We start from the raw sequence: 17,105 nt of genomic DNA, 5'->3' as shown, positions 1-17,105 counted from the left end.
AGAAATTTAAGTCATCATGGCACCAGCGCAGCTTTTGTGAAAAATAAGTTGTTATGGAAGGTGGAAGTAATGATGAAAACGAAGCAAACTGATGAATTATTAGCAAAAGATGAGCAATATGTTTGGCACGGAATGCGTCCCTTTAGTCCAAATAGTACAATGGTAGGGGCAAAAGCGGAAGGGTGCTGGGTTGAAGATATACAAGGAAAAAGATATTTAGATGGTATGAGTGGTCTTTGGTGTGTGAATAGTGGATATGGAAGAAAGGAGCTCGCAGAAGCGGCTTATAAGCAATTACAAACATTATCATACTTTCCAATGTCACAATCTCATGAACCAGCTATAAAGCTTGCTGAAAAATTAAATGAGTGGCTTGGGGGAGAGTATGTTATTTTCTTCTCAAATAGTGGTTCAGAAGCGAACGAAACAGCTTTTAAAATAGCAAGACAATACTATGCGCAAAAAGGTGAACCACATCGTTATAAATTTATGTCACGTTATCGTGGGTATCACGGGAATACAATGGCGACAATGGCAGCGACGGGACAAGCGCAGCGTAGATATCAATATGAACCGTTTGCTTCAGGCTTTTTACACGTAACACCACCGGATTGTTACCGTATGCCTGAAATTGAAGGGCAGCATATTTATGATGTAGAATGTGTGAAAGAAGTCGATCGTGTTATGACGTGGGAATTAAGTGAAACAATTGCCGCTTTTATTATGGAACCAATTATTACAGGCGGGGGCATATTAATGCCACCACAAGACTATATGAAAGCTGTTCATGAAACGTGTCAAAAACACGGTGCCTTGCTTATTAGTGATGAAGTAATTTGCGGTTTCGGACGTACAGGAAAAGCATTTGGATTTATGAATTATGATGTGAAGCCAGATATTATTACGATGGCAAAAGGGATTACGAGCGCATATTTACCATTATCTGCAACAGCTGTGAAAAAAGAAATATATGAAGCATTTAAAGGGAAGGGAGAGTATGAATTCTTCCGACATATTAATACATTTGGTGGAAATCCAGCAGCTTGTGCATTAGCCCTTAAAAACTTAGATATTATGGAAAATGAAAATTTAATTGAGCGATCTGCGCAAATGGGTTCCCTTTTATTAGAGCAACTAAAAGATGAAATTGGGGAACATCCGCTTGTTGGGGATATTAGAGGAAAAGGTCTATTAGTTGGAATTGAATTAGTAAATGATAAAGAGACGAAAGAGCCAATTGATAACGACAAAATCGCAAGTGTCGTAAATGCTTGTAAAGAAAAAGGGCTTATTATAGGACGAAACGGTATGACGACAGCAGGATATAATAACGTCTTAACATTAGCACCGCCGCTTATTATTTCAAGTGAAGAAATTGCCTTTGTTGTTGGAACGTTGAAGACGGCGATGGAACGTATTTAATAAATAGAGAGAGGAGCGAGCTTTAATATAAGGCTCGCTTTTGTTTAGTAGAGGGGACTTTTAATGGATAAATATGATCCGAACAAACATTATCACATCGGATATTATGAAGACGGATATGATTTAGAAGTGACGGCGTACAAAAGAATAAATGAACCAGTTTGGGATGCTTATCTTCCGCACTATGAGGTAGACGATTTTTATAAGAAAGTGGAGGAAATGAAACTGGGTGAATATATAGATGATTATGGTATTAAGGTGTATTCATTTAGTAATGATATCAATGATGAAGAAGCACGAACTATTTTTGAAAAATGGTTAAAAAAGAACGAGATTGTTTAAAGATAAAACAAAAAGGAGATTGCTATCTTATAAAATAGCAATCTCCTTTTATTATAGTAAACTTATTTACTTGCTTTCATTGCTTTATCTTTTGCACCAAAAGTGTATTTTAACATTGGTGGTGTAATCATTGTAGTTAAAATAACGACAATAACGATTGCTGTAAAGTAATCTTGTGCCAATAGACCTGAAGAAAGTCCTGTTCCTGCAATGATAAGTGCAACTTCACCACGAGAAACCATACCAGAACCGATAATTGCAGAAGACTTAGCATCAAATCCAGTCATGCGTGCACCAACACCACAACCAATTAGTTTCGTTAATACAGCGATTACTGTTAATGCTAAGATGAACCAAATTTGATTGCCAATACCGTCAAATGTAATATTCATACCGATACTAACGAAGAATACCGGAACGAACATAGCGTAAGCAATTGGTTCTACTTTCTTTTCTACTTCATGTTTGTAGTTTGTTTGAGAAATTGCAATACCAGCAGCGAAAGCACCGATAATACCAGCAATTCCTAATAGTTCGCCGAAATATGCGAATGAGAAACAGATGATAAGAGCTGCGCTCACGATAGACTCAGATACGCGCAGTGGTGACAACCAACGCATAATTGCTGGAACACCTTTCCATCCGATTAAAATAATAGAAGCGAAGAATACTACTTTCTTCAAGATAACCATTGTTAAGTTAACATCATCAGTGCCTAAGAAGCTCATTGCGAATGCTAATAAAATAACAACAAGAATATCATCAAATACAGCGGCTCCAAGCATCGTCGTACTTTCACGTGTTTTCATTTTACCTAAATCACGAAGTGTTTGTACGGAAATACTAACACTTGTCGCACATAGAAGTAATCCTAAGAATACAGCGTTTCCTTGTTCCATTCCCATAACAAGGCCGGAAACGTAACCACCTACGAATGGAAGAATGATACCTCCGAGTGCAACTGCTAAAGAAGAATTACGATTTGCGTTTAATTCTTCTAAGTCTGTTTCAAGTCCAGCCATAAACATTAGAAGAATAACCCCGACATTACTTAATTGAGTTAGAAGCTCTGAATTTTCAATCCAACCTAATACAGCTGGACCGATAACGATACCGACAATTAATTTACCTAGTACAGAAGGTTGACCTAATCTAACACTAAGATCACCAGCAAGCTTTGTACTTAATAAAATAAGTGCAATTTGAAAGAAAAATTCGAATTCCATCTGATCCTCTCCTCATCATTTTTAGTTTTATCATACGATTTCTCGGAATTTGCCTAATGAAAATATGTAAAACCCATTAAACAAAAGGGTCTGATTACAAGTTCTTTTGAACCTGTAATTAATATATAATATATTTTGCAAAAAATCAATGAAAAAATGGGAGCTTTTTTAGAGAGAGACGGTGTTATTAGAGGTATACATATAAGAATAGTGTGTGAATTTTTATATGTATGAAATAGTATGAAGTCCTTTTTCATTACAAATAATAAAGCCTAAATGCTATTTCACGAATTATAAATGTGAAAAGGAGGTTTTATCATTTGAATTCATTAAAAAATAACTTGTCTATTGTTGCTTTAGGTGGAGTAAATGAAATAGGAAAAAATATGTATGCTATCCAATATGAAAATGATATTGTCGTCATTGATTGTGGATCTAAATTTCCAGATGAAAGTTTATTAGGGATTGATTTAATAATTCCAGACGTCACATATTTGCAAGAAAATAAAGAAAAAATTCGCGGTTTAGTAGTAACGCACGGGCATGAGGACCATATTGGCGGAATACCATATTTTTTAAAACAACTAAATGTACCAATCTATGCAACAAAGTTAACGTTAGGTTTAATTGAAATTAAATTAAAGGAACACAATCTTCAAAATGATACGGAATTAATCGTTATTCATTCAGAATCAGAAATTGATTGTGGTTCTATTAAGGCAACCTTTTTTAAAACGAACCACAGTATTCCGGATTGTCTCGGTATTGTTTTTCATACACCAGAAGGTACTGTAGTACATACAGGTGATTTTAAATTTGATTTAACACCAGTAAATAATCAACATCCTGATATTCATAAAATGGCTAAAATAGGAAGTGAAGGTGTACTAGCTTTATTATCTGAAAGCACAAATGCAGAACGCCCAGGTTTTACTCCATCAGAAAGGTCAGTAGGAGAACGGGTAGAGGAAATATTTATGAAAGCAAATAGAAAAGTAATTATTTCTACATTTGCTTCTAATGTGAATCGTGTTCAGCAAATAGTTGAAGCTTGCATAAAAACAAATCGAAAATTGGCTTTGCTCGGGAGAAGTATGGTAAATGTAGTAGAAGTTGCTCTAGAGAAAGGTTATTTACATATTCCAGAAGGTATGTTAATTGAAGCAAATGAGGTAAATCGTTTAGATCCAAAGCAGGTTGCAATACTTTGTACAGGAAGTCAAGGAGAACCGATGGCAGCTTTAGCGCGTTTAGCGAGTGGAAACTATAGACAAGTTGATGTTTTACCAGAAGATACGGTTATTATAGCCGCGACTCCGATTCCGGGAAATGAACGTAACGTTTCAAGAATTATAGATAATCTATTTGCTTTAGGAGCAAAAGTAATTTATGGATCAGGTAGTTCTACTGGAGTCCATGTATCTGGTCATGCGTATCAAGAAGAATTGAAATTAATGCTCACTTTAATGAAACCTAAATATTTTATCCCAATTCATGGAGAGTTTAGAATGCTACATCACCATAGTTTGTTAGCAGAATCAATTGGTATTGAAAAGGAAAATATCTTTATCGTACGTAATGGAGATGTTGTAGATATAAGTAATGAAGTGGCAATTCAATCTAGAAGAATACAGGCAGGAAATATATATGTAGATGGATTAGGAATTGGAGATGTTGGAAATGCATTATTACGTGATCGTAAACAACTTTCAGAAGATGGAATGCTCGTTATAGTTATTACTTTTAATAAAGTGGATGGAGAAATAATTTCAGGTCCTGATATTATTTCTCGTGGATTTGTCTATGTTCGTGATTCAGAAGAATTTTTAAGAGAATTAAATAAATTAGCTGTTATTACAATTAATAATTTAAAGAAAGAGAATGTGAATAGCTGGGGTATTTTGAAAAGGGAGGTAAGAGAAGCGTTAGGGAAGTATATATATACAAATACAAAACGAAAGCCGATGATTCTTCCTATAATAATAGAGGTTTAATAGTAAAAAAAGAATTCTCGTATGGGAATTCTTTTTTGTTTTGAAGACAAAATGAACATATAATGAAATAAATAGAAATGGAAGGAAATAAAAGATGTTATTAAATAAACGTTTTACAATTGGAGAAATGGCAAAAATGCATAATATCGCAGAATCTACATTAAGGTATTATGATGAAAAAGGAATTTTTCATCCGTCCATTGTTGATCCTCAAACGAATTATCGTTATTATACAATCGATCAATTTTCACTATTAGATACGATTAAGTTTTTACGCCAATTAAACATTCCATTAAAGGAAATTAAAAAATATATTGATGAAAGAAATCCAGCATACGCACTCAATTTACTGGAAAAACAACAAGAGATGATGCTGAAGAAACAAAGAGAAATTGAGTATGCTTTGGCGAAAATGGAGCATAGAATTCATTTAATTAAGGAAGCAACAAAAGCAAAAGCTGAACAAATGGTAATAAAAGAGATCCCGCAGCGAAAAATAACAGCTATTGCGGTTGCCCCGAATACGACGGATGATATGTTTGAGTACTACATTCATTCGTTGCAAAAAAATATGAGGCAAATGGATGATAGCTTATTTTCTGGAGATATTGGTGTAACTGTTGCGAAAAAAGGGTTAATGCAAAATGAGTTTCAAGCATATAGCAGTGTATTTATTCTTTTGGATTATATGCCTTTTGAAGTACAGAGTTCAGATGAAATTAAAGAAGGTATGTTTGCCTGTGTATATCATCATGGGCCATATGAAGAAACTGATGAAACATATAAGAAGCTAATGAAATATATTGATCAAGAAGGATACGAAATAAGTGGAGATGCAATTGAGATTGCATTAATTGATTGGTCTGTAACAGAAGATCCTGAGGAGCAAGTAACAGAAATTCAAATTCCTATAATGAAAAAACAAAGCAATAAGTTATAGGACTCGTATAATTACAAATGAGCATCAAACGCGATAATTAAGTCACCTATTTTTTAATTCTCTATTGACCTTAAAGTTACTTGAAGGTTTAAACTAAGAAAAGAGAGTTGAAAAAAAGGAGCATATTAGAGTATGGAAGCAACAGAAAAATTAAGAGAAAAACCAATTAAAAGCTTATTTATTTCTTATTTAATACCAGCAGTTCTTGGAATGGTATTAATGTCAGTGAATATTGTAATTGACGCGGTTATGATTAGTAGAGGAGTTGGGGCGAACGGTTTAGCAGGAGTGAACGTGGCTATTCCAGCCTTTTCGATTTTCTTCTCTATTTCATTATGGATCGGAATGGGCGGGGCAACGTTATACTCCATTGCATTAGGTGAAAATAAACGAGAAAGAGCAAGGTCTATTTTTACTCAATCAATGACGGTAGCAGTTGTTATCGTAGGGATTTTAGCAGCGATTTGCTTATGGAGAATAGAAGATTTAGCATACTTATTTGGTGCAAACGAAGTGATTCTACCATATGCGTTAGACTATTTACACGTATTATTAACATTTGGAATGATATACGTTTTAGAAAATATTTTAAGTACATTTATACGAAATGATGGAAATCCTAATTTAGCAATGGCTGGTCTTGTTGTAACGGCTGTATTAAATATAGTGTTTGACTATATCTTTATTTTTATCTTTGGATGGGGCGTAACAGGTGCTGCCTCAGCGACTATTCTTTCGGCAGCGATTGGTTTCCTTGTATTATTAACCCATTTCTTTAGAAAAAGTAGTATTTTAAAGTGGACGAAATTTCATTTTGAATGGGATACTGTCAAACAAATTATGGTGATTGGTTTCCCAAGTTTTACAGCAGAAAGTACGGTTGCAATCGTAACGATTGGTTTTAATATCGCATTTGTCCAATATGCAGGAGAAGTAGGAGTAGCTTCCTATGCGATGGTGAATAGTATTCATGCAATGACATTACTATTATTCTTTGGTGTTGGAGCAGCATTACAGCCAATTGCTAGTTTCCATTACGGGGCAAATTTATCAGAGAGACTTCGTGAAGGATTGAAGTTTGCTGTGAAAATTGCAGTTGTCCTTGGAGGCGTTGCGATAATTGTCGGATTATTCTTCGGGAAATATATCATTGGTTTATTTGATGTTCAATCTCCAGAATTATTGGAGTTAACCTTAACAGGTATTAGTTTATTCTTTATCCAATACGTATTTTTAGGTTATAACATTGTGTATGGAGAGTACTTCCAATCAGTGCGACAAACGAAGAAATCAGTACTTATTATAATGAGCCGAGGATTACTATTTATTATTCCATTGTTATGGATTATGCCGAAACTATTTGGTATAAATGGAATTTGGCTCGTTATGCCAGTTGCAGAAGTAATGACAGCGATTATCGTATTTACGATGAATCGTATGAAACATCCTGTTCCATTAAATATGGCAGGAGAGAAAGAAGCGATATGATAAAAAATCCCCTTAAGCAATTAAGGGGATTTTCTTATTCCTTTAAACTAATAGCAAAAGATCCATCCGTTTCTTGAACAGAAGCAAAGGCAACGTTTTTAATATTTGTAATTCCTTTTTCTTTTAATTCTTTATATAACCATTTTTCATCTTTATGTATTAACTTTAAGTTATCATATTGAATTTGTGAATCGACGATAAGTGCAATTGGTAATCCAGCATACTTAACATCTATGTTTAAATCTTTTGGAGTTAATGGTACAAGTTCTCTTTTTGGTAAAATACTAATAGCGCCGTTCGCTTCTAAAATAGCGTATTCAATTTCATGAACACTTGGATATCCTGCAACGCGAAGATTAGAAAGCAGTTCTGCAATGGGGTATCTACTTTTTTGTAAGTTTTCAAAAATAATATCACCATGTTTAATTAAAATGATAGGGTGTCCGAGAATAAAACGATTTAGTTTGTTGAATAGGCTTAATTTTGTAAGGAGTAAATGTAAACATGTGATAACAACCATACCGAGAAATGCTTGTAAAGCACCAGAGACGGGTATGGCCTGGAAAGCTAAATAAGATAAAAAAATTATAGCCCCAAAATCATGAGGAGTTAGTTGCGCTAACGCGGATTTACCGAGTAACTTAAGCGATAGCAAAAATAAGATGAAAAAGAACGACACGTTACATAAAAAGAGAAGCAATAGAGACACTCCTTCGTGTAAAGTTGTACTTACTATTCCCGAAAGTAATATAAATATTACCTTTCAGAGGATAAATTAGGGTTTATTGGAATTTGTCTGTATACAAACAAATAAATGGATATTATCATGAAGGAAGTAAAAGAAAATAGGAGTATATGAATATGAGAAAGAAGAAAATAATGAAGGGCATTTTAGTTGTTATAATGATTTGCGCCGTGTATGCGGGGTTTTTACAATATCACATTTATAAGCATGGGCATATGAATGCAACATACGATGCTGATTACATAATTGTACTAGGATCGAAAGTAAATGGGACGAAACCATCTTATTCATTGCAATATCGTATTGATAAAGCAGCTGAATATTTAAAATCACATGAGAAAACAATCGCTATCGTATCTGGAGGACAAGGAAAAGGCGAAGACATTTCAGAAGCATTAGCAATGAAACAAGGACCAATAAAACAAAATATCGCAGAAGACCGCATTATAATGGAGGACAAATCTACGAGTACAGATGAGAATATTACATTCTCAAAACCGTTAATTCCAGCCGATATGAAAAAAGGTATGATCGTAACAAACGATTTTCACATGTTTAGAGCGAAAAAAATAGCGGCCAAACAAGGTTTACAATTAGAAGGTCTTCCGGCAAAAACACCGAAACCAATCATCATTCCATCGAATGTACGAGAATATTTAGCAATTACACAGTATTGGTTTATGAATCGAATATAGTGAAAGTGATCCCGTCTGAAACTCAGGCGGGATTTAGTTTGAGGAAAATCTTACAAATATGTCACGTTCGTGAAAGGTAAAGCGATAGTTTCTAGAATGATTTCCTGACATAATGAAGGTAACAAAAACTATTTAGAGGTGAATCGGATGAAAGGAAATAATATTTTATCTTCGTTATGTTACTTTAGTATCTTTTTTGCACCATTTTTACTACCAATTATCGTGTACTTTGTTGCAGAAGATGAAGTGAAGTATCACGCGAAAAAAGCATTTTGGTCACATGTTTTCCCATACGCAATCTTATTTGGAGGACTAGCAGTATCAGGCATGTACGGTTTAGGTTTCAATCAATCTGACGGTGCTGGAATTGGAATGGCTATCACATATGCAGTGTTCATTCTTGTAGGAATTTACTACTTCATTTGGAATATCGTAAAAGGTATTAAAGTTTTGAAAACGACGTAAAAAGATAATTATAATTTCATTTACCGTATTGATAAACGTTTTAAAAAAGGGCAATTCAAAAAGAATTGCTCTTTTTGTGCTTATAAGTTGTGAAAATTGAAAAAGATATGTTAATTTTTCATTATGAAGAGAAAAAGGAGTGATTTTCATGAATGAGATCATACATAAGATGGAGCAACATGTTTCAGTTCGTAAATATAAAGAAGAATCAATTCCGAAAGATGTAGTAGAAAAGATGGTGCATGCTGCGCAACATGCAGCTTCATCACATTTTGTACAGGCGTATTCTGTTATATATGTAACAGATCAGGAATTAAAGGCTAAACTAGCAGAGCTATCCGGAAATCGCCATGTGAAGGACTGTGCAGCATTTTTTGTTTGTTGTGCAGATTTAAAACGACTTGAAATTGCATGTGAAAAACATAGTACAGAGATAAAGCATGAGGGAGTAGAAGACTTTATCGTTGCGACGGTAGATGCTTCACTTTTTGCGCAAAACTTAGCACTAGCAGCAGAATCGTTAGGATACGGTATTTGTTATATTGGTGGTATTCGTAATAATCCGAGAGAAGTGAGTGAACTGCTTCATTTACCGGATAAAGTATATCCTGTATTCGGAATGACAGTCGGTGTACCAGATGAAGAACATGGAGTTAAACCACGTTTACCAGTAGCAGCAGTTCTTCATGAAAATGGATATGATGAACAAAAATATGATGAATTACTAAACGAATATGATGAAACGATGAACGCGTATTATAAAGAAAGATTATCAAACAAGAAAAACGTAACATGGACGGAATCAATGAGTTCGTTTATGTCTAAAGAAAAAAGAATGCATATGAAAGAGTTTTTAAGTGAAAAAGGATTAAATAAGAAGTGAGTAAAGAGGCAAACCTGTGATGCAGGTTTGCCTTTTTGAGAAGGAGAAATACCTAAGGCCAGAAAGTTGTTTATTATTTCTGAACTTAGGTATTTTGTTTGTTATCATGTACATAGAAATAAAAATTAATAATTTTTTACAAAAGTGATAGAAAATGAGGATGAAATGCCAATAGTAAGTAAAAGCGGCATAATAGCCGCTTTTTATCGTTTTATTTAGTATTTGATTTGAAATATTTTCCTTATGAAAGAAATATTATTGCTAATTGTAAACTGTCAATAAAGTTATTTAAGTTTTGATATGGAATACCCCGCCGGAAAATACAGTAATAATTTCGTTTGAACATATCTGTTATTGCACGATCTAAAGCATCTTCTATAACAAGTTCAAACTTTCAATAAGAAGATAACCCCCTGTACAACTTAAAAGAATGTACGTAAATATTTTAAAAATCCGTTGATTAAGCCATTTAAAAATAATTTGACCTATAAACAAACCTAAAAATACAATTGGAATGGCATAAAAACTTGATTCCCAAATGGTTTTGTTTGTGCCAGTAAAGAGTATTTGAGTTACTAGACTAATGAAATATATAAACAGATAAAAAGCTAATGTAGTTGCTCTTAACTTCTCTTTTTCAGTATTAGTTCCTGTAAAATAAAGTAACAGGGGTGGACCTGGCATACCGATACTTGTCGTTAAAAGACCAGATAATCCGCCAGCTATGAAATCTCTAGATTGTGTTGATCTAACCTTAACGTTGCATATTAGCAACAATGTTAATAGTAAGAGTAGGATGCTAACTGCTAATTTAAAAGTGTTTATGTTAACGGAAATGAAAATTAAAATGCCAAAAGGAACACCAACTATACTTCCAAAAATAAACCTTTTCAGTAGAACAAAATCAACGTCCATTCTTATTTTCCAAATGAGTGAAATGGAGATAATTAAAGATAAAATAATGTTTATTTGTATAGCTTCTTGTGGTAGAAATAACATAAGTAAGAAAGGGGTTGCCATTATGGAAAAGCCAAAACCTGTACTTGCTTGCAGAATAGAAGCCACTAATATAATACATATGAAAAAGAATGTGATACCCAAAACAGCCCTCCTATTTAATCAAGTTTAACTAGTTAAAGTCTATTATTTAAGTGCAATGTTTCACAAACTTATTTGTATTTTAACATAAATATCTAGTTTTTTCTCAAATAGTGTTGCCATATAAGGCTCTTTAACTAAAAAATCTGACTTGTATTTTTAAACAATTTTATTATGGGGAAACAAATAATGAATGGGATCAAAATGTATTGATTATCATTAAATTATTCACTGAGATCCCCGCGATAAAACAAGAACAGCCATATAAAACTTACAAAAATACAGCATGTAGCTAATAAACAGCCAATCATTTGAGGAGAAAGAATTTCTAACAGCCCTCCTGTAAAAAACATCGATAACTGAATAAGAGATCCGTAAATGGAATAATGGAATGAAAAAACTTTACCTATCATATTTTCGTGTGTGTAAGTTTGAAGTAATGTCGTATCAAGTGGAACGATGATTCCTCCTGCTATGCGCATACAGAATAAAGTAATGATACCGATAATAAGTTGATCGGATAGAATGAATCCGAGAAAGAAAATTCCTTGTAATAAGTAGGCCCAACCGAATACTTTTTTCATTTTTTCTTTATTATGGGATATATAAAGATTAACGAGAAGGCTTCCTATCATAAGCCCAGCCCCTTGAACCGTATATAAAATCCCAATGTTCGTATGGAAAATTTTTTCGGCATAGATCGTTAGAAGTAGTTGATAAGCACCTCCAATAATCCCCCATGAAATGCCGACAAGAATTAATGTTAAAATGATTTTTGTTTGTAATATGTATGTATAACCACCTTTTATATCAGTGAAAAATGCTTTCTTCTTGTTACAAGTATCATGAGCAGGAATACTCATGTTATAAATAAAATAGGCTGAAATAAAGTATGATAGGCTATTTACTAAAAAAGCGAACTCAATATGTAAAGATTGTGCAATTACTCCGCCCAAAGAAGCCCCCATAATAGACATAAAACCATTAATTGTACTAGAAAGAGAGTTAGCAGTTACGAAATGATTTTGGTGTACGATATTTTTTAGGGTTGCTTGTTTAGCCGGTTCAAATAAACAAGAAAGTACAGATAAACATATATTAGCAATGAAAATAATCTCAATTTTATAGCCTGCGAGTAAGTATGTAAGGACTAGAATTCCCCGTGTAATATCGGTAAAAATCATAATATTCTTTTTAGAGAAACGATCTACAATTCCGCCTATGAATGGACTAAGAAGAAGCTGTGGTAAACTTTTACTTATAAAAGTAAGTGCGATCATAAACGGCGATTCCGTTATGCTGTAGACAAATGTTAATAAAGCTACCGTATGGAACCAATCCCCAAGTACACTTAATGTTTGCCCATAAAATAGTTTATTGAAGTTTTTATTTGTTTTAAGAAGTGTGGAATAAGAAACTGACATAAATAGATTAATCCTTATGTAATGACGATGTTTGAATTTGTTCTTTCCACTCACTTAAATACACTTTTTCCGCTGTGGGAAGTCCAACAGGTAATTGTGCAATCAATTCTAAACTATTTCCATCAGGGTCGTTAAAGTATACGGCTGCATGTGCTAATTCCGGAAAAACAATCGGTTCAATTGGTTCCATTCCAAAGTCTTTTCGTGCTGAAATTCCTTTTTGATTTAGCCAATGAATCGCATTTTCTAAATCATGTAAACTTACTTGAAAGGCGATATGTCGTAAAGAGGGGTGATAATTCACTTTGTATTCTGTGCCTTCCCAAAGGCCGAGCCAACTCTCATTTTCTTTAATCCAAAAGAAAGCAATATTATCTCCTCTTTTATATAATTTTAGCCCTAGTGATTCATAAAAAGGTATTGATACTTTTAAGTTGCGGACAGGTAAATGTGCTTCGTAAAGACCTCTAATCATTGTAATCCCCCTTAGTAAAAATGTTTCTTATTCCATAGTAAACAATATGTTGCTAGTTGAAATCGCAAATAAGAGGGATATAAATTCATACGAAAGTATGAAAAAAAACAGCTCATATTTGAGCTGTTTTTCTATAGTTTTTAGTTCATTTTTCAAGGATAGGATATATTAATATCCGTATCCGCCGCCACCCCAACAGCTACATCCGATGATGATTAGAAGGATGAATAGTACGATAAGCAAAGCAAATCCACCGCCGAAACCAGCGCAACTTCCACCATAACTCATATGTTTTCCTCCTTTTTAGTAAGTTAATCTATATGGTTCATGGACTACTATATACAGTATGTTTTTTGTATAGAAAACGAGCCAGTCTCATTTATAATTAGACAAATGCCTGTAGATTCATTAGGATTGCATGTTAGTGATTTGTAAATAAACCTTTACGTAATTCATAATTTAGGCATAAAAAATAAAAAATTGTAAAAAAAACCATTTTCTTATTTTTTTATGAGAGAATATGTACTATAATTTTACAAGTAATATTATGGGAAAAGGGAGTTTTAGTATAGAGATGGAGATGGGACAATTAAAAAATAAAATAGAAAACAAAAAGAAAGAGTTAATTCAACTTGTTGCGAGACACGGATTGGATCATGATAAAGTTTTGTTATTTAGTCGTGATTTAGATATACTTATTAATAAGTTTATGAACATAAAAGACAAAGTGCATAAATAAAAAATTTATAGTTTTTTATATTAAGATGTTTCACAGAAAGGAGAGGACAGTAATTGGAACATTTACAGGAAGAATTGTATAAACAAATAAAAGAAGAAAAAGGTACAGTGACAATTTTCTTAAAGAGTGGCGTTAGAATAATAGGAGAAGTTGTTGGAGTGGATAAATTTACAGTTTTAATCTTAGTGGATGGAAAACAACAGCTTATTTATAAGCAGGCTATATCAACAATAATGAAATAAGACACTCTTGTTGAGTGTCTTATTTCATTATTGCTTGCATGCCTCAACATCAATGCCGGCAGCAATTAACTTCTTTTCTCCATCTTGTTCAATAATTTTTTGTAATTTAGATAAGAAAGAATCAAAGTTTGTATGCTTTGCTACTTGGAACGTCATTTTATGTTCAATTGGTAGCCACGTATCAATATCAGCTTCGTTATGCTGAATTTTTACCTCAAGTTTATCGAGTGCATTAGCAACTTTTGCTTCGTACGTTTCTTTCGCTTCAAACTCCATCCATAAGTCATATAATTCCTCGCCGAGAGAACCTGTTAACGTTTGTTTAATATTTAAAATAGCCTCCAGTTCATTTTTTTGTTTTTGTAGCTGTAATTCGTGACTATTCATTGTATCAAAAGCAGGAATATCACCAGCTTCGGCTTCGACTAGGTCGTGAATAATAACCATTTTAAGTAATTTCTCAATACTTACTTTTTGATCCAAATAAGGTTCAACTAAAATGGCCATTAGAGACATCCGCCATGTATGTTCGGCAACACTTTCTTGACGTCCGTTGGAAAGCCAGCTATGTCGCATTTCATATTTTAGTTTTTCTGCTAATGCAATGACTTGTAAAATGTTGTGTTCCATCGTGATCCTCCTCATTTATTCATACCATAATTCTAATATAGAAATGAAATGTGTCAATTTTATGAGTATATTGCGATAAACAGATGATAAGCGTATAATACATGTTATATGTGAAAACGTATTATTAAAATAAAAAAATGTTATATAAAAATGGAAAGGAAAGGGCAGAAATATGGGAGAGAAAAATCAAGTATTAGCTAGACCACAAAGAAGAAAAAGGAAGTTTGATATTTCTAGCCCAGTGGGCATTATAGTAGGTTTCATTATAGTGATAGCGGCAATTATGCTTGGTGGCGGTGGAATAAAAGCTTTCAAAAACTTTTTAGATATTTCATCTATTTTAATTGTCATAGGGGGAACAACAGCGACAATTGTTGTGGCATATCGATTTGGAGAAATAAAAAAATATACGAAAAGCATTTTTACTGTTTTACATAGAAGAGAAGAAGATTTAGAACAGTTAACGGATTTGTTTGTCGATTTTTCGAAAAAGTCTAAAAAGAACGGCTTGCTTTCTTTAGAGGTAGATGGAGAGCAAGTAGACAATCCTTTTATTCAAAAAGGAATTCGATTAATGTTAAGCGGTTACGATGAAGATGAATTAAAAGAAGTGTTATTGAAAGATATTGAAACGGAAGTGTATGAGTTAAGAAAAGGAGCAGCATTATTAGATAAAATTGGTGATTTTGCTCCAGCTTGGGGAATGATTGGTACGTTAATCGGTCTTATCATTATGCTCCAAAACTTACAAGATACATCGCAAATTGGTACAGGAATGGCAGTTGCGATGTTAACGACATTATATGGGTCTGTACTTGCGAATATGATTGCAATCCCTCTTGCGGAAAAAGTATATCGTGGTATTGAAGATTTATATACAGAGAAGAAGTTTGTAATAGAAGCAATTTCAGAATTGTATCGTGGACAAATCCCTTCTAAATTAAAGTTGAAACTGGATACATACGTATACGAAACAAAGGTAAAAAAGGTAAAAGGAGCAGCCTAATATTTCAAGGAGTGGTATGATGAGTAAAGGACCGCAAAAGGGATCGCCTCGTTGGATGACGACTTTTACAGATTTAACGATGTTATTATTAACTTTCTTTGTATTACTAGTTGCTACATCAAAGCAAGATGCAGTAAAATTGTCAAAGATGCTTGAAAAGTTTAGTGATACGGGGCAAGTAGATGCAAAAGTAATGGAAAATACAATACCGGATATTTCACATGAAAAAAATGATGAAAAAATGATTTCAAAAAAGAGAATGGATGAATTATATAAGAAGTTAAAAGCATATGTAGATAATAATGGTATTAGTCAAGTGAATGTATATCGAGAGGATACAGGGGTAAGCGTCGTTATAGTAGATAATTTAATATTTGATACAGGCGATGCGAACGTTAAGCCCGAAGCGAAAGGGATAATAAGTCAATTAGTTGGATTTTTTCAATCCGTACCTAACCCAATTGTTGTAGAGGGACATACAGATAGTAGACCTATTCATAACGAGAAATTCCCTTCTAATTGGGAGTTATCTTCAGCACGAGCGGCAAATATGATTCACCATTTAATTGAAGTGTATAATGTGGACGATAAAAGGCTAGCTGCGGTAGGATATGCAGACACAAAGCCAATTGTACCAAATGATTCACCGCAAAACTGGGAAAAAAACCGTCGCGTTGTTATTTATATAAAAGAGTAGTATATTATTATTTTAATAATAAAATAATAAAAACACGAAAATTCTTTTAAAAAAATATTAAATTTTATCATTTTATTTTGTATAATGAGTGAGAATGATAAGGTGAAATATTAAGATATATTTATACATAGAAGGAGAGAATTAAAAAGAATGGCACATAAAATTTTAGTAGTAGACGATGCGATGTTTATGCGAACGATGATTAAAAACTTATTAAAAAGTAATGCTGAATTTGAAGTTATTGGCGAAGCAGAGAATGGGGTAGAAGCAATTCAAAAGTATAAAGAACTTCAACCTGATATTGTAACATTAGATATTACTATGCCAGAAATGGACGGGCTTGAAGCATTAAAAGAAATTATTAAAATTGATTCAAGTGCAAAGGTTGTTATTTGTTCTGCAATGGGACAACAAGGTATGGTATTAGATGCAATTAAGGGCGGGGCAAAAGACTTTATTGTAAAGCCATTCCAAGCGGATCGTGTAATTGAAGCTTTAACAAAAGTAGCAAATAGTTAATATAGAAGGGGTGCCACAAGGAATCAAAACAGTGATAGCGGATCGACGTGTGGCCCCCTTTTTTCTCATTGTAAA

Annotated in this window: 20 protein-coding genes; 13 read left to right on the top strand and 7 right to left on the bottom strand. The window is 33.4% G+C overall.

Annotated elements, in window-relative coordinates:
- Positions 1-72 precede the first annotated feature (72 nt).
- Positions 73-1,422 (top strand): aspartate aminotransferase family protein, encoded by a 1,350-nt coding sequence (locus tag QCI79_RS04430; protein ID WP_031303648.1) that lies wholly within the window; start codon positions 73-75, stop codon positions 1,420-1,422.
- A 63-nt stretch (positions 1,423-1,485) separates the two neighbouring features.
- Positions 1,486-1,764 carry a DUF3986 family protein gene (locus tag QCI79_RS04425; RefSeq protein WP_021728660.1) on the top strand — a complete coding sequence of 93 codons (279 nt, stop codon included), beginning with the start codon at positions 1,486-1,488 and terminating at the stop codon, positions 1,762-1,764.
- Between the two features lie 62 nt (positions 1,765-1,826).
- Here QCI79_RS04425 and QCI79_RS04420 read toward each other — a convergent pair whose 3' ends face one another.
- Complete coding sequence (locus QCI79_RS04420; protein ID WP_000393905.1) at positions 1,827-2,990, bottom strand: cation:proton antiporter; 1,164 nt, start codon at positions 2,988-2,990, stop codon at positions 1,827-1,829.
- A gap of 320 nt (positions 2,991-3,310) precedes the next feature.
- Between QCI79_RS04420 and QCI79_RS04415 the strand changes: the two genes are divergently transcribed.
- The 3 genes from QCI79_RS04415 (at position 3,311) to QCI79_RS04405 (ending at position 7,412) form a co-directional block, all read left to right on the top strand.
- Complete coding sequence (locus QCI79_RS04415; RefSeq protein WP_001086704.1) at positions 3,311-4,984, top strand: ribonuclease J; 1,674 nt, start codon at positions 3,311-3,313, stop codon at positions 4,982-4,984.
- A 94-nt stretch (positions 4,985-5,078) separates the two neighbouring features.
- Positions 5,079-5,924 (top strand): MerR family transcriptional regulator, encoded by an 846-nt coding sequence (locus QCI79_RS04410; RefSeq protein WP_000925910.1) that lies wholly within the window; start codon positions 5,079-5,081, stop codon positions 5,922-5,924.
- A 132-nt stretch (positions 5,925-6,056) separates the two neighbouring features.
- Positions 6,057-7,412 carry an MATE family efflux transporter gene (locus QCI79_RS04405; RefSeq protein ID WP_000388390.1) on the top strand — a complete coding sequence of 452 codons (1,356 nt, stop codon included), beginning with the start codon at positions 6,057-6,059 and terminating at the stop codon, positions 7,410-7,412.
- A gap of 34 nt (positions 7,413-7,446) precedes the next feature.
- Here QCI79_RS04405 and QCI79_RS04400 read toward each other — a convergent pair whose 3' ends face one another.
- Positions 7,447-8,112, bottom strand: coding sequence for a DUF421 domain-containing protein (locus tag QCI79_RS04400; protein ID WP_000923922.1), 666 nt, complete (start codon positions 8,110-8,112; stop codon positions 7,447-7,449).
- 161 nt (positions 8,113-8,273) lie between these two features.
- On the opposite strand from QCI79_RS04400, the gene QCI79_RS04395 reads away from it, so the two are divergent.
- The 3 genes from QCI79_RS04395 (at position 8,274) to nfsA (ending at position 10,200) form a co-directional block, all read left to right on the top strand.
- Positions 8,274-8,852, top strand: a complete 579-nt coding sequence (locus QCI79_RS04395; protein ID WP_021728661.1) for a YdcF family protein — start codon at positions 8,274-8,276, stop codon at positions 8,850-8,852.
- 147 nt (positions 8,853-8,999) lie between these two features.
- On the top strand, positions 9,000-9,317 hold the full coding sequence (locus QCI79_RS04390) for a magnetosome magnetite crystal formation protein family (RefSeq protein WP_021728662.1): 318 nt from the start codon (positions 9,000-9,002) through the stop codon (positions 9,315-9,317).
- A 148-nt stretch (positions 9,318-9,465) separates the two neighbouring features.
- The gene (nfsA, locus tag QCI79_RS04385; protein WP_021728663.1) at positions 9,466-10,200 is read left to right on the top strand and encodes an oxygen-insensitive NADPH nitroreductase; all 735 of its coding nucleotides are present in this window, start codon (positions 9,466-9,468) and stop codon (positions 10,198-10,200) included.
- A 375-nt stretch (positions 10,201-10,575) separates the two neighbouring features.
- Here the strand turns inward: nfsA and QCI79_RS04380 are convergent, their stop codons facing one another.
- The 4 genes from QCI79_RS04380 to QCI79_RS04365 form a co-directional block, all read right to left on the bottom strand.
- Positions 10,576-11,301, bottom strand: a complete 726-nt coding sequence (locus tag QCI79_RS04380; protein WP_000513080.1) for a sulfite exporter TauE/SafE family protein — start codon at positions 11,299-11,301, stop codon at positions 10,576-10,578.
- A gap of 221 nt (positions 11,302-11,522) precedes the next feature.
- Entirely contained in the window at positions 11,523-12,722 is a 1,200-nt protein-coding gene (locus tag QCI79_RS04375) for an MFS transporter (protein WP_000117062.1), read from the bottom strand.
- 7 nt (positions 12,723-12,729) lie between these two features.
- Positions 12,730-13,197, bottom strand: a complete 468-nt coding sequence (locus QCI79_RS04370) for a VOC family protein (protein ID WP_000617953.1) — start codon at positions 13,195-13,197, stop codon at positions 12,730-12,732.
- Positions 13,198-13,365: 168 nt separating this feature from the next.
- On the bottom strand, positions 13,366-13,485 hold the full coding sequence (locus QCI79_RS04365) for a YjcZ family sporulation protein (RefSeq protein ID WP_000120179.1): 120 nt from the start codon (positions 13,483-13,485) through the stop codon (positions 13,366-13,368).
- A gap of 232 nt (positions 13,486-13,717) precedes the next feature.
- Between QCI79_RS04365 and QCI79_RS04360 the strand changes: the two genes are divergently transcribed.
- Positions 13,718-13,936 carry an aspartyl-phosphate phosphatase Spo0E family protein gene (locus QCI79_RS04360; protein WP_000291688.1) on the top strand — a complete coding sequence of 73 codons (219 nt, stop codon included), beginning with the start codon at positions 13,718-13,720 and terminating at the stop codon, positions 13,934-13,936.
- A 53-nt stretch (positions 13,937-13,989) separates the two neighbouring features.
- The gene (hfq, locus tag QCI79_RS04355) at positions 13,990-14,178 is read left to right on the top strand and encodes an RNA chaperone Hfq (protein WP_000400664.1); all 189 of its coding nucleotides are present in this window, start codon (positions 13,990-13,992) and stop codon (positions 14,176-14,178) included.
- Positions 14,179-14,205: 27 nt separating this feature from the next.
- Here the strand turns inward: hfq and QCI79_RS04350 are convergent, their stop codons facing one another.
- Positions 14,206-14,808, bottom strand: coding sequence for an HD domain-containing protein (locus QCI79_RS04350; protein ID WP_000400780.1), 603 nt, complete (start codon positions 14,806-14,808; stop codon positions 14,206-14,208).
- A gap of 172 nt (positions 14,809-14,980) precedes the next feature.
- Here QCI79_RS04350 and QCI79_RS04345 point away from each other — a divergent pair, with 172 nt between their 5' ends.
- The 3 genes from QCI79_RS04345 (at position 14,981) to QCI79_RS04335 (ending at position 17,030) form a co-directional block, all read left to right on the top strand.
- On the top strand, positions 14,981-15,814 hold the full coding sequence (locus QCI79_RS04345; protein ID WP_000504185.1) for a flagellar motor protein MotP: 834 nt from the start codon (positions 14,981-14,983) through the stop codon (positions 15,812-15,814).
- A gap of 19 nt (positions 15,815-15,833) precedes the next feature.
- Positions 15,834-16,511 (top strand): OmpA family protein, encoded by a 678-nt coding sequence (locus QCI79_RS04340; protein WP_000033627.1) that lies wholly within the window; start codon positions 15,834-15,836, stop codon positions 16,509-16,511.
- Between the two features lie 150 nt (positions 16,512-16,661).
- Complete coding sequence (locus QCI79_RS04335; protein ID WP_000940568.1) at positions 16,662-17,030, top strand: response regulator; 369 nt, start codon at positions 16,662-16,664, stop codon at positions 17,028-17,030.
- Positions 17,031-17,105 lie beyond the last annotated feature (75 nt).

It is taken from the genome of Bacillus cereus group sp. MG1 (assembly GCF_040460035.1).
Lineage (GTDB): Bacteria > Bacillota > Bacilli > Bacillales > Bacillaceae_G > Bacillus_A > Bacillus_A cereus.
This window is presented reverse-complemented; position numbering and strand designations above follow the sequence as displayed.